At 37.0% G+C, this 13,412-nt stretch carries 10 protein-coding genes; 1 reads left to right on the top strand and 9 read right to left on the bottom strand.

Annotation, left to right across the window (positions count from 1 at the left end; all coding sequences use genetic code 11):
• Positions 1-10: 10 nt before the first annotated feature.
• From mptB to AAC073_RS20420, 9 genes are all read right to left on the bottom strand, one after another.
• Positions 11-1,333: a polyprenol phosphomannose-dependent alpha 1,6 mannosyltransferase MptB gene (gene mptB / locus AAC073_RS20460; protein WP_339925674.1), complete on the bottom strand. Its 1,323-nt coding sequence runs from the start codon at positions 1,331-1,333 to the stop codon at positions 11-13.
• A 10-nt stretch (positions 1,334-1,343) separates the two neighbouring features.
• Complete coding sequence (locus AAC073_RS20455; protein ID WP_339925673.1) at positions 1,344-2,228, bottom strand: hypothetical protein; 885 nt, start codon at positions 2,226-2,228, stop codon at positions 1,344-1,346.
• A gap of 76 nt (positions 2,229-2,304) precedes the next feature.
• Positions 2,305-2,985 carry a glycosyltransferase family 2 protein gene (locus AAC073_RS20450; RefSeq protein WP_339925672.1) on the bottom strand — a complete coding sequence of 227 codons (681 nt, stop codon included), beginning with the start codon at positions 2,983-2,985 and terminating at the stop codon, positions 2,305-2,307.
• Positions 2,986-3,041: 56 nt separating this feature from the next.
• Entirely contained in the window at positions 3,042-4,511 is a 1,470-nt protein-coding gene (locus tag AAC073_RS20445; RefSeq protein WP_339925671.1) for a cellulose synthase family protein, read from the bottom strand.
• Positions 4,512-4,513: 2 nt separating this feature from the next.
• Positions 4,514-6,058: a 4Fe-4S binding protein gene (locus tag AAC073_RS20440; protein WP_339925670.1), complete on the bottom strand. Its 1,545-nt coding sequence runs from the start codon at positions 6,056-6,058 to the stop codon at positions 4,514-4,516.
• Positions 6,055-7,407 carry an FAD/NAD(P)-binding oxidoreductase gene (locus AAC073_RS20435; RefSeq protein ID WP_339925669.1) on the bottom strand — a complete coding sequence of 451 codons (1,353 nt, stop codon included), beginning with the start codon at positions 7,405-7,407 and terminating at the stop codon, positions 6,055-6,057. Before AAC073_RS20435 ends, AAC073_RS20440 begins: the two co-directional genes overlap by 4 nt.
• A 513-nt stretch (positions 7,408-7,920) precedes the next feature.
• On the bottom strand, positions 7,921-8,994 hold the full coding sequence (locus AAC073_RS20430; protein ID WP_339925668.1) for a PAS domain-containing sensor histidine kinase: 1,074 nt from the start codon (positions 8,992-8,994) through the stop codon (positions 7,921-7,923).
• A 232-nt stretch (positions 8,995-9,226) separates the two neighbouring features.
• A complete protein-coding gene (locus tag AAC073_RS20425; protein WP_339925667.1) occupies positions 9,227-10,777 on the bottom strand; it encodes a sialidase family protein in 1,551 nt (516 codons plus the stop codon).
• A 482-nt stretch (positions 10,778-11,259) separates the two neighbouring features.
• Complete coding sequence (locus AAC073_RS20420; protein ID WP_339925666.1) at positions 11,260-11,703, bottom strand: hypothetical protein; 444 nt, start codon at positions 11,701-11,703, stop codon at positions 11,260-11,262.
• Between the two features lie 385 nt (positions 11,704-12,088).
• Between AAC073_RS20420 and msrA the strand changes: the two genes are divergently transcribed.
• The gene (msrA, locus tag AAC073_RS20415) at positions 12,089-13,183 is read left to right on the top strand and encodes a peptide-methionine (S)-S-oxide reductase MsrA (RefSeq protein ID WP_339925665.1); all 1,095 of its coding nucleotides are present in this window, start codon (positions 12,089-12,091) and stop codon (positions 13,181-13,183) included.
• Positions 13,184-13,412 lie beyond the last annotated feature (229 nt).

The following is a 13,412-nucleotide window of genomic DNA, read 5'->3' as shown; positions in this document are numbered from 1 at the left end:
TAATTAAAGATTAATGAGGAATTTGCGACTTTTTATTTTTGTGATACCGATAGCCAATTAGTACCAAAGCAATTAGCAACAATAAATACTCCAAAGCGATCATTCGAAAATCCTCCTTGAATACCTGCTGAGAATAAGCATGGTAGGACAAAAATACCGAGCCACTCCAAACAATAAACAGGTAGTTAGCAGTAAATAAACTTATCCCTAATGCGGGAATCAAATACCAAGGGTGAACAGTAGTCTGTAGCAGTAAAAAAACCAAATACATCCATACTATATTGCTTGCTAAATCGGAAGTAGTCAAGGTCTTTTTAAAGAACCCTATCCCTAGCAATAATGCTGCTGCAAAAAAGTTAAGACTTGGGCCAAGTAAACCTATGGGATTATAATCTATAAAAAAACCTGAAAACCATCTTAACCCATAATATATGGAGGCATTAAATTCGAAACTACTTTGATAAAGACGAAAACTAGTATAGAAATTGGCTAACTGCCCTCCCAGTAATAGGGGAGCAAACAAAACCAGAAGGGCTAAACTCGTAATCAATGTGAATTTAATGAAATCAGATTTTTTCCAGGACTTTATCCAGATTGGCGCAGTGAGAAGAGGACTTAATTTAATACCTACTGCCAAGCTCCAACCCAAAGCAGTGAATTTCACGTTTTTTCGACTATAAAAGTAAAGTGCAAGGAGCAAACCGGTCAAAACCATGCCTTCAAAATGTAGGTTACCTGTCAGCTCCAAAATAATGAGTGGGTTAAATGCATACCAGGCCAATCTGTATGTGGGAATTTTTAAATTGATTAATAGCTCTTTTATCAGCCATAGGTTGATCATTTCAAAAACCAAAACAATACTTCTTAAAGAAACAATGTTATGGAAAATATCCTCTCCTATCCAAGTAGAGATCCAGAAAAACAACTGATGTAAAGGAGGATATACTGAAAAATAATTGGGTGAATTCATTTTATCTAACAATGTTTCCCAATAAACACTTCTCGGAATGGTTCCATTTGCGAGTAAATCTCCTGGTAAAGCTGCGTAGGGATTAATACCAAGGCCAATCAATTGACCGTCAAAAAAGTACCTGTAAAAATCATCAGAAAGTACTGGCCATGCTCCCATCAAGAGCAACCGCAATACTAAAGCACTTATTAGAATAAAATTTAAGGAATATTTTTGATTTTTAAAGGTATAAACCAAAAACAGATAAGCACAAAAACTTATCGAATACAAAGTCAATTGCGGAATAAATGCAGAACGGGGTAAAAAATACCCCATCCCAACGATTGCCATGGAATATAATGAAAGCGTTAAATAAGTTTTCAAAAATCTGTACTTAATTGTTAAGTTTCAATTCATCTCGAAGGAACTCATCTTCTACTGCTTTTCTATCCCAGTAATCAATGACTTTAGTACCTTTTCGCACAGCTTTGGTCAACTCCTTTTCACCATTTTTATTGGTATGTTCTTCTTCCCAACCCAGTATTTGGTAGGGAAACTCTTTTTCATAATTAATTCGTAAAATACGGTTACCAGAGCTATAGGTTACTTCAATTTGACTTCTGTTTTCACTAATATCAACTGCTCTAATAAAAACTTCTTCTGCAATAAATTCTTGGTGAGTAAAACGTTGGTGAATCAATGATGGCCACATCATAACGCTCCCAATTGGTACTTGATTAGGGTTTATCCTAATTAGGTTCCACAAATCATCTTCAGCAATACCATTCATAGAAAATGACATTTCACCTTCTTCTTCAAAATAGGAAAACAATTCCCCACTATAGCTATCCCCACTTTTCAAATTGAGTTGGGTAAAGGATTGTCCACACCATTCTTGAGAAGATGAGGTAAATTTGAGGCCTTGAGAGGCTTCTTTGGTTGGTGTAAAGGCTGACAACATCATGTGGTAGGGATAAATACCTGTGACAAATTCCCTAGTTTGATTCATTTTAAGAACAGAAATTTTATCTCTTCCCGCTGCATCCGGATCATCTAGCTTTACGTGCTTTTTTCTGGAAAAATCTTCTGTAACGAAAATAAGCACCGCTTCCCCCTCTCTTTCTTCTCCATACCGGTACTGGCTAAGGTCATAGCTGTTGATTTCTGCTTTTCCTTGAAACCAATAATCGCCCCATTCTTTAAAATCAACATTTTCCCTTTGGGGCTTATTACAAGAAAACCCTAGCAATACTATTAGTAAACCTATTAAACTTCTCATAACCTTTATTTTAATGTTTAATTTAAAGAAAATAAACGAAATTGACACTTGTATTTTAGAAAGGGTTGCACAGATTTTATCTATACTTCCATATGGTGTAAAGTATTTTATACCCAGCACCAAACACGCCCTTCACCGTACCACTAACCTTGGACACGCCTATTCTTTTTCTATAATTAACTGGCACTTCGGTGTAGGACAATCCACTTTTCACCGCTTTGATCTGCATCTCTATCGTCCATCCATAATCAACATCCTGCATGTTCAGTGCTTGCAATTTGTCCCAACGAATGGCACGAAATGGCCCCAAATCGGAGAATTCTGCCTCAAATAACCTACTCATTAATTTTGTTGCCAACCAGTTACCAAATACCTGGGGCACCGTCATTGAGCCATTTTCTCTACTACCTTTAGCCCTTGACCCAATGACCATATCCATGTCCTCATGGAGAATAGGTTGAATGAGTTTTTCCATTTCCTCAGGATAATCACTGTAATCGGCATCCAGAAACACGACCAACTCAGGTGGCATATCCATCTGTTCCAAATAAGACAAACCTTTAAGGCAGGCTTTGCCATACCCTTTTTGGGGTTCATCCAAGACTATAGCTCCAGCCTTCAAACCAACTTTTTTGGTATCATCTTTGGAATTATTGTTCACCACGATGATGTTTCTCACAAAATCAGGAATATCAGCAATTACTTTACCAATGGCATTGGCTTCATTAAAAGCTGGAATGATTACATCTATCAACATAAATTGAATCTAAAAATCTATTATAAGACTTTTTTAACAAACTGGTTATTTATTAATTATCTACCGCTAGCCAAATAACTCCTAAAGGAGGTGATACTTACCAATGTAAAACCTACTGCTAGCATACTGTGAAACACTAGCATTTCATAGGTAGCAGTGAAAAGTGAGAAAATGACCATCGCACTAAACACCATTGCTAGGATAGCTTCCAGGTAAGCTGTAGGAGGTATTTTTAATTGATTGTAGGTATTGCCTACCCAATTCTTCCCAGCACAAGTTAAGTTGTATTTGGGAGTCCGAATAAAAGGTGACTTTTTCCCTGTCAAGCCTTCCCATACCGCTTGCGCATTGTGAACGGAAAGTCCCATAGATACCGCTAGAAAAACAGGAAGCTCCCAAAGAAATCTAAAAAAACTTTTAAAAGTGAATTTCTTTAGATTCAGATTTGCAAAAAAGTATACCGAGGCAATGATCACAAAACCAAAAAGGAAGAAAGCGGCAAGCTTAAAGTATTCCAAAGGAATTAAGCCTTTGTAAAAACCCCACCAAACTGGAATACTCGACAAACTAACCAATAGTATGGCTATAAAAATCGTTGAATTCAATAAATGTGCCGCCGCATGTAATTTCACTTTCATTGGAAAAGCCCCTGTCAAAACATGGCCTAAATGTTTCTTCGCACATTCGGCGCCACCCTTTGTCCAGCGAAATTGTTGGGATTTTATAGCAGACATCACTGGTGGCAACTCAGCTGGAGAAACCACATCAGGTCTGTATACAAATTCCCAGCCCCTTTGCTGTGCCCTGTAGCTAAGATCAAGGTCCTCTGTTAGCGTATCTGCATGCCAGTTACCCGCATCTAGAATGCAGGTCTTTCTCCAGATACCTCCCGTTCCATTAAAATTAATAAAGGCCTTTTGTGCATTTCTTCCCATCTGTTCCACCATAAAATGGGCATCTAAAGCAAAAGCCTGAAGACGGGTAAAAAGCGAATATCCTTCATTGAGATGTCCCCACCTGGATTGGACCATCCCTACTTTTTTATTTTCAAAATGGCCAACTGTTTTTAATAAAAATTGAGGGTCTGGAACAAAATCAGCATCAAAAATGGCTATAAGCTCTCCTTTCGCCACTTCTAACCCTTCTTTCAACGCTCCGGCTTTAAATCCAGCTCTATTTTCCCTATGGATGTACTTAAAGTCAACATTGGGATACATTTTCAAACATTTTTTAATGATAGCTGAAGTTTCATCAGTGCTATCATCCAACAGCTGAATTTCAAGCTTATTTCTGGGATATTGCATTTTTGCAATGGCATGAACAAGCCTTTCTATAACATATTTTTCATTGAAAACAGGCAGCTGAATGGTAACAAAGGGGAGCGCTTTGTTTTCAATCGTAACCAATGGCATTCTATTGTCTTTAAACCTAAAAAAATGCCATAATAAATTTGCTTGCGCAAAGCTGTAAAATAAAATGAAACACATGGCTAAGCCATATATCACCAAAAACACATTAATCAACATTTCTATAGTTTTGCTTTAACTGAGTCATTGCCTATAATAATCGGCATATCATTGATTCGGCCTTCCTCATCGCCATTCTCCAATTTCAGTACTCCCCGAGGGCAAACTGCAGAACAGACTCCGCAACCTACACAAGAAGATCGTACTATATTTTGGCCTCTTTGGGCATACCACCTTACGTCAATTCCCATTTCACAATAAGTGGAGCAATTGCCACAGGAAATACACTGACCTCCATTGGTGGTAATCCTAAACCTTGATTTAAACCTTTGGACCAATCCAAGGTAAGCCGCCAATGGACAACCAAATCTACACCATACTCGGTTCCCCATAAATGGATAAAACCCAGTACCTACTACGCCTGCAAAAATGGAACCTATAGCAAATCCGTAAATGGAATGCAATTGATCAGTTGCTTGGCCTAATAGCTCAAAGCCCATGAAATAATTGGTAATGGTGAGTCCAGTCATAACGACAGCAAAAACAAGTACACCATGAACTAGGTATCTTTCTATTTGCCAGGATTTTAAAGATTTGTCGGACAATTGACGATAAGGGTCTCCTAAAGTTTCTGCCAGACCGCCACAACCACATACCCAGCTACAATACCATCTCTTGCCATAGAAATAGGTAAACAATGGTACTCCTATCACTATTAAAAGAATGCCAAAAATAAGCATAAACATTCCCAGAGCACCTGAATTGATCATTCCATCCAGCCTATATTCATAGAAAAAGGAATAATCTAGCGGCCATATATTTTTAAAATCATGCCAAGGCTTATTAAATAAAACTAATATTTCAGGTAGGATAAAGGCAAATGACAATTGGAAAAACATCACGGAAGTTGTTCGAATCAATTGGTAATTATTCCCTTTGTATTTCCTGAACATCCTAAGTCCCATTACCACAATAGCAAAAGAATAAATAAAACCATATAAAAACCATTGGCTGGCTGGCCCTCCAGAAAGAAATACGCTTATAGGGTCTACCATTAAAACCAAATTGGTAAGGTATTCTGGAAACCAGTACAATATGATGTAAAAAAGAATAAGGTAAGCACCTGTAATCATGCCTAACCATCCTCTTGCCATCATGGACGAAAAAAATATACCATCGTTCTTAATGCCTTCCGGAACACCGCGATACAATGGTAAAATGTATAAAAGACCTCCCAAAATGGTAAGCCCAATGGATATCGATAAGAAAATTAGGGGTTGCTCATTTACTGGGCCCATTGATGAAGCCTTGGTGATTGAAAAAGCATAATCATCCCAGATAACCTTGTCCCATTCTTGATTACTCTTTAACGCCTCATTATAGGTGCTAAAGTACTCCTTAAAGGAAGCAATAAAAGCTATATTGGAAGTATAAATTTTCCCAAACATGGGTTTGAGTACTTCTACCATGGCCTCACTGTGAATGTCTTTAGTGCTGGCAATAGTAGTTGCTTCATCTAGTTGGTAATTACCCAGAAAAGGTATTACCGTGAAAATCACCAACCCTAATATGGTAAGCAACACCCCAATTTTTTGTAACATTTTCATGAGTTGTATCCAAATAATTTATGAAATATAGATCTTTTAGAAAGTTGCACATTTCTGCCCTTCTCTTGATTGTATTTATTGACAACTTCCATGTGGTAGTCTTTATAAAACTCCGGATTAAAGCTGGCCTCTCCTAGATTTTTCATAACCCTGTCGGAGCTCCAACCTTCCTTAATTGCAGTATCAAAAAATTCGTGTCTCATCCGCCAACCAAATACATTAATAGCTAGAATACGGTCTTCTGCGTCAAATAGTAATCTTATGGCTATTTTCCCTTGTTTCTCCTCCCAATAAAAAGACCACTTATCCTCTCCCCAAGAAGTTGGTAAAAATCCATAGGTCTGGTACTCAATATCAAAAAACTTAGCAGAATTAAACCAAATCCCGGGTTTATAATCTACTTGGATGTCATGTGTAAGATTATAGGCCAGTGTTTCCCCATGCATTCTGCCCGTATACCAGACTTGCTCAATGTTTTTTCTATCAGGACCAGGGGCTTCTTTAAATTCCACACAATCTCCTATGGCGTAAACTTCAGAAATATTGGTTTGAAACTTTTTATTGACAACGATACCTCTATTGGTTTCTAAGCCTGAATTTTTCAAAAAATCAATGTTTGGACTGACTCCAGCGGTTAAACCAACAAACTCACACCGAATAATTTCTCCAGTCGATGTTTTGATCTCCTTTACCTCACCATTACCATCGTCTAAAATCTCGGACAATTCGGTCGATAACCTAAGATCTATATGGTGTTCTCTAATATGCCTGGCAACCAATTGAGCTTCTTCAGGAGGCAGTACATTGCTCCAGAAACTTTTCTCTCTCACCAAAAAAGTAACTGGGATTTTTCGGGTTGCAAACATTTCAGCCATTTCAACACCTATCAAACCACCCCCAACAATTACCGCTCGGGTAATGGCACTTGTACGTTTTTCCATGCTGTTTAAATCTTGCATGCTATACAATCCCTGAACGCCTAAGAGATCCTGTCCCGGCCATCCAAATTTATTAGGTTTGGAGCCAGTAGCTAGGACTAATCTATCATAAGAAAGCTCTTCCCCATTTTCAAAAGTTAAAGACTTATGGTCAAAGTTCACTTGTGTCACCCAACCAGATTTTAGTTCAATTCGGTTTTTACTCCAAAAATCATCAGCATATGGTTTGGTATGTTCATACTTCATATGCCCCATGTAGATATACATCAAGGCTGTACGAGAGAAAAAATAATCCGTTTCTCCTGAAACAATTATGATTTTCACATGTGGGTCTACCTTTCTAATGTGCCGAGCACAAGTAACTCCTGATATACCATTACCTACAATAACAATCTGGTTAACTGCTTTCATAAATCATTTAATGACAAAATTTCCACTTGACCCCGAAATGTCCCATGTCCGTTTTATTCCGTGATGGAAACGCTTCCTGTGAAGAATCAGAAAACACCATTACAAAATTCCAGTTTTAAATTAGCTGCTTCGTTGCTATTTTCGGTTGCTTCAAAAATATACAGACCAATTGGACATTCTTGGTGATTCTGTACCAATTGGCATTACAATATATCTAGGTAACGGATCTAAAGATAAAATAAATCATTTTGAGCCAAATAAATCTAAAAAAATAATTTGCACTAAAATTTCACACTGAAATAGGCAATAGGCAATCTATTAGGTACTGATCCGGTATAGCGGTCAAAACCAGCCACTTTGTTGCTATTTTCAATTTCACCATAACGATACTAGGCTAAAATCTCGAAACAGCCTATTTTTATTGCACTGACTACACTTCCCGTCAAATTGGGACAGGCTTTAAGCTCATTACATCATCTGGACTAAAGGGGTAATTTATTTCTCGCTAGCTTTTTAACTATTATTTTTGAAATAAATAACAAACTCAGTTCCTTTATCAAGTTTGCTCTTGACCTCAATTCTACCACCAAGTGCCGTGACATTATTATGCACCAAATACAAACCTATGCCTTGGCTTTCTTCATTGTCATGAAACTTTTGATCGAATCCGAAAATCTTCTTTTCCACTTTCTCCATATCGAATCCTATGCCATTGTCTTTCACGGATAGTCTGGTTATACCGGCCTTAGTGTAAGATCGTATTTTAATTATAGGATTTATCTCAGGCCTGGTATACTTGATGGAATTGGAAATTAAATTCAAAAAGAGACTTTCTAAATAAGATTTATTAAAATCTACTGTGGGGGCTTCTGAAAAATCCGCGATAATTTTTGCGTTGGAGTTTTTGATTAATGATTTGATGGCACTCGTTGATTGATTCAATATTTCTTGAAAAGAAAGTGGTTCCACTTTAATAACCAGCAATTCTTCTTTTTTAAGAGAAGTAAGGAAATCGTCGAGATGCGTTTTTAGTCCCTTGGTAGATTTTTGGAGCAGGTCCACTATTTCAAGGTTTTCTTGGTCTTTAATTTTCTCAAGGTCCAGCAATTCAATAAGCGCCATTAAATTATTTACTGGGGACCTTAGATCATGAGAAATAGTGATGGCCAATCTTTTAAGCTTATCATTGGTACTAGAAAGTTCTTTAATCAATTCATTCCTCTTGGCCTCCATCTCTTTTTTAGGACTTAAAAGCCTCGCTATCCCATAAATCAACTTTTTTTCAGGTACAAGCTTTGAAGTCCATGCTAGCCATAATACTTCTCCAGATTTGGACAAGTACCGATTTTCAAAATTGTTTAACGAAGTGCCTTTTTTTAAATTTTCTCTGATTTGGTGAGTAGACGCTTTGTCATTAATATGGATAAAATCATTAAGCGGTCTTTTCACCAATTCCTGCTCTGTGTAGCCGAGCACTTTTTGAAATGCAGGATTAACTTTTTCAAAACATCCATCAAACCCCACCAAGCAAAGTAATTCGGGTGATAAATTAAAAAACACATCAAAATCAAAATCTGCGTTCAGCACAATTTTCTAAATAACACGTATTGAGTTTAAAACATTACCCTACATATAAAGAAGGCATGACTATCAAATATAACTATTTATAAAAAAAAAGATACATAATGGAATCTTTTTCTATAATTAAAACAATTAATTCTCAAAAAATTCTGTTTTCGATTTTTTTGAATTAATAAAATTTTCAAAAATTACAATCTATTTAATTTTAATATGTTATGACTAAGATTGCTTCTGATTGCTATTCTTGTGAAACAATTTCAGATATGGGTAAAATCTGAAATGTCATATGTGCTTGACTACTCTCGTATATTATTCCTAGATTTTCCTCATCTATCATGGTCATACAACTATAACCCCAACCTTTTTGATCATCCAATAAAACTTGATGGGCTTCGGGCCAGGTTAGCCCCTCATCTTTGCTAGCTTTCACGGTAATATTATACCTCCCTTCAGTGGCCGCTGGATTAGAAAAAAGTAACCAATCTTGGTTGTACCTGATAAGACTTGCCATACAAATTGGCTCAATTAAAGCGCTTCTGTTAGAGGGGTGCTCTTGCCAGGTTTTACCCATATCTGGCGTTGTTAATACTGCTCTTGAACCACCCCTGTCGTCTCTCATATTTAACATTAGCTCACCATTCAACAATTCTACGACCTGAGCTTCGGTAGTTTTTGATCTTGCTCCAGCGCCTACCTGCCAGGTTTCTCCTTGATCCTGACTATAGATAATGGTACTGTGTGGAATTTGTTCATGGTCTTTATATTGTGCAGCAAAGACAAGGGTACCATCTTTCATACTGATACCCTTTCCAGGCCCATTAAAAAACAATTGCCAGGAAGCATCCTTCATCGGTTGTGTTATATTTATAGGCTCGGTCCAAGTCAACCCATCATCCTCAGATTTTACAATCATCAATTGCCCTGTTTCTTCAGGCTTCAGACCAGGTTCTGAACTTCTCCATGCTGCCGTCCCGGGTTTACCATGCAGCCAAAGGGCCACAACATAAATGTCCCCACTAGCTTCATCTACTAAAATGGAAGGATCCCCTATTCCATTTTGGTCTTGAGGTAACCCTCCCCATTCATTCATATCCATAATAATTTGCATCGGCTCCCAAGTATTGCCTCCATCTACACTCCTACTCAATCCTACATCTATGTCACCTTGTAAATCAGACGAGTCATCATACCTAACATCATACACCGCCAACACTGTCCCGGAATTGCTCGTGGCGAGACCAGGAATTCGGAATGCTGCTACCCCGTCGTCTCCTTCATCGCGGAGTGCTTTACCAATCCTGTAGGCCAAAGAATTTTGCTGTCCTCCAGGTATTACTTTACTCCCAGAAACCTCAATCATTGGTACATTAAGCGAAAAACGACTGTTTAGAGGTGTATTATCAGGGATAGTCACTTTTATAGTTAGTTCAATGTTTCCACGCAGCAAGCTTTTCTCTTCTAGCAACTTCCACCTATTTTCTCCTTTGATAAATTCACCTTGAAGTGTTTCTTCTTCCCCATCTTCATGGACGATAGCTATTGACAAATCGGTTATATCGCTATCTGCGTTTATTGCTACTTCAAGGCTGTTAAGTACATCCTCCTTTTTTGATTCCAATTGTAACCTAGCTATAGTAGTCGTACTCCCCTGTATTACAGGAACATAAATCTGTTCATAAGTAATGCTTTCGGAGACAGGGTAATCCTTTTCTCCACCACAGGAAATAAAATTAATAAGAAGTGTACAAACCAATAAAATTTTGAGTTTAGAAATAGTCTTTGCGTTCATAATGCTAATTTATCTTCGAAAAGGATTTTACCTACTAATTTCGACCAATTTTATAAGGAAAATGTAATGCCCAATCTTAAAATTGAATGAATTTTTTCCTAAAAAAGGTTATTTATCCTTATCACATTCTCCGAATTTAAAGATAATCCAATTTTTTTGATAAAATTTAAAAGTTGACCCATCACTCATTGCTAATTATACCATTCTTATTCTTCAAAAAAACAACTACTATTCATTCGTTGATGGACTTAAAGGATGAAATAAAAGTGAAACCTCTGTTTCATTAATACATCTAACAAAAAATTAAGAATGGGTGCTGATCATTTCAACAACATATTGAGACATAATTCCACTAAATATGATTTAAAAAGATACAAATTAACTATCTAATTATCGAAGTTAGGTTTCGGGTCAAAATAAAAGACTACTCTCCTTAATGATAGGAGAATAGCCCAATATGTATTTTTTAAAGCAACAAAAACCTATATTTCATCAAGTTCATTCTTTAACTTTTCAATCGTTTTTTCAGCTTCTTTTTCTAGCATTTTGAATTCCGATTTGATTTGAACCTTGCGTTTATCTGAAGCTTTTTCAAACTCCCTGGCTTTAACTTCAAGATTTCTGATATTTTTATCCGCTATTGCTAGAAACTCATTAATCGTGGAATTAGCTGGTTCGATCTTATCTTCCTTTATCTCTTCCTTCAACTTTTCCAGCTCTTCCTTTAATTCAGTTTTCTCTTTGACAATTTCATTCTCAAAAGAATTGATAGTCTCCTCAAATTCTCCTTTGGCTTCAGCGCTACCTGCTTCCACCTCTTTCTTTGTGTTATCCAAATGATCCTCAGCAGATTTGTTTTCACTACATGAAGAGAACATTAAGAATAACGCTGCTCCAGTACCGAAATAAATTGCATTCAATTTCATAATTGCTATTGGTTTAATTTCATTAATGATTTACACGCTAGCATCAAACATTCTAATGGTCCAGCGTAGTTAACTGTATCAAATTGTTCAAAAACGATGCCATTACCTTTGTTTGAATTGAACAAATCGTAGCAGGAAAACTTCAAAAAAGTTTCCCTTTTTCAATAGGCCGCTTATCTCTACTAAAATCGATTAATTAGCGGTTTTACTTGATGTTTTAAACCTTAATGCCGTTGATTAACGTATGTTATGGAGTGAATGCCTAGGTTGATTAACAGTGAGGAATTATTAAAATAAACTTCCCATTCTTATGGCTTAGCAAATCTTTATTGAACAATTCTTGCGTTTATCCCGTTTTTAGTCTGGATTTAAAAATTATTTATTTATGAATTATCCCATAAAATCAATGGTAGCGGCTTTTTCGCTACTTTTAATCGCCGTTACCTCGTGCAATGGATCGGAGAAATCCGCTGAAAATAATAAAACAGCTAATTTAGTGTCTTATCCTGGAAACACTGAAAAAGCTACTTTTGCCGGTGGCTGTTTTTGGTGTATTGAATCTCCATTTGAAGGTATTGATGGCATCGTTTCCGTAGTTTCTGGCTATGCAGGAGGCAAAGAGAAAAACCCTTCTTACCAGCAGGTTTCTTCTGGCAAAACCAGCCACAAAGAGGCCGTTCAGGTAACCTTTGATCCGGACGTTATCAGTTACAGCGAAGTTATTGATATCTTCTGGCAACAATATGACCCAACAGATGATGGTGGTAGTTTTTATGACCGAGGAAGCCAATATCAATCTGCGATTTTTTACCACGATAATAAGCAAAAGAAAGTAGCCCAATCACTTAAAGAGGGAATTGACGATTCTGGAATTTTTGATAAACCTGTGGCTACTCCTATTGTCAAGTTCACTAATTTTTATCCGGCTGAAGATTATCATCAGGATTATTATAAAAAAGAACCTGCAGCCTACAAATCATACAGGGTAGGGTCTGGCAGAGACCGTTTTATCAGTGAACATTGGGAAATCCCAAAAGAAGGTAAATATCCAAAGCCGTCAAAAAAAGACCTGAAAGAAAAATTAACCCCTCTTCAATATCAGGTAACCATGGAAGATGCTACAGAACGTTCATTTGACAATACTTATAATGGTAATAAAGAGTCAGGTATATATGTATGCATTGTCTCTGGCGCTCCATTATTTAGTTCAAGTGATAAATATGAATCAGGCTCAGGCTGGCCAAGTTTTTCCAAACCTATAGATGCAAGGTATTTGGAAAAACCTACTGATCGAGGCCATGGAATGGTAAGGGTAGAAGTAAGAAGTAAATTTGGTGATTCCCACCTTGGGCATGTATTCAACGATGGTCCCGAACCTACGGGTTTAAGGTATTGTATGAATTCAGCTGCCATGAAATTTATTGCTAAGGAAGACATGAAAGCTGCTGGCTACGAACAGTTCTTGTGGAAAATAAAATAGAAACGTAAACCAACAATTACCATAAAAAGGCTAGAAAAATCATTTTCAAGCCTTTTTCAATTTCTTCCGGAATAAAAATAGACTTCGTGATCCTTGTTTCTACCAGCCGTCGATAAGCTCAGATAACACCTTTTACAAGCTCAGGGAGCAAACGAACTGAGCCGAAAAAAGGGTTCGCAATGAATTGTGTATAATATCAAGTTTTAGTTCAAAATTTTATTTTGCCACT

The organism is uncultured Cyclobacterium sp. (assembly GCF_963977555.1).
Classification (GTDB): domain Bacteria; phylum Bacteroidota; class Bacteroidia; order Cytophagales; family Cyclobacteriaceae; genus Cyclobacterium.
The sequence above is the reverse complement of the archived record's forward strand: the minus strand, read 5'-3'. Positions and strand labels throughout refer to the sequence as shown.

Excerpts from the sequence above, each read along its gene's own strand:
- AAC073_RS20455 (WP_339925673.1), bottom strand. The coding sequence starts at position 2,228 with ATGAGAAGTTTAATAGGTTTACTAATAGTATTGCTAGGGTTTTCTTGT.
- AAC073_RS20450 (WP_339925672.1), bottom strand. The coding sequence starts at position 2,985 with ATGTTGATAGATGTAATCATTCCAGCTTTTAATGAAGCCAATGCCATT.
- AAC073_RS20445 (WP_339925671.1), bottom strand. The coding sequence starts at position 4,511 with ATGTTGATTAATGTGTTTTTGGTGATATATGGCTTAGCCATGTGTTTC.
- AAC073_RS20440 (WP_339925670.1), bottom strand. The coding sequence starts at position 6,058 with ATGAAAATGTTACAAAAAATTGGGGTGTTGCTTACCATATTAGGGTTG.
- AAC073_RS20435 (WP_339925669.1), bottom strand. The coding sequence starts at position 7,407 with ATGAAAGCAGTTAACCAGATTGTTATTGTAGGTAATGGTATATCAGGA.
- AAC073_RS20425 (WP_339925667.1), bottom strand. The coding sequence starts at position 10,777 with ATGAACGCAAAGACTATTTCTAAACTCAAAATTTTATTGGTTTGTACA.
- AAC073_RS20420 (WP_339925666.1), bottom strand. The coding sequence starts at position 11,703 with ATGAAATTGAATGCAATTTATTTCGGTACTGGAGCAGCGTTATTCTTA.
- msrA (WP_339925665.1), top strand. The coding sequence starts at position 12,089 with ATGAATTATCCCATAAAATCAATGGTAGCGGCTTTTTCGCTACTTTTA.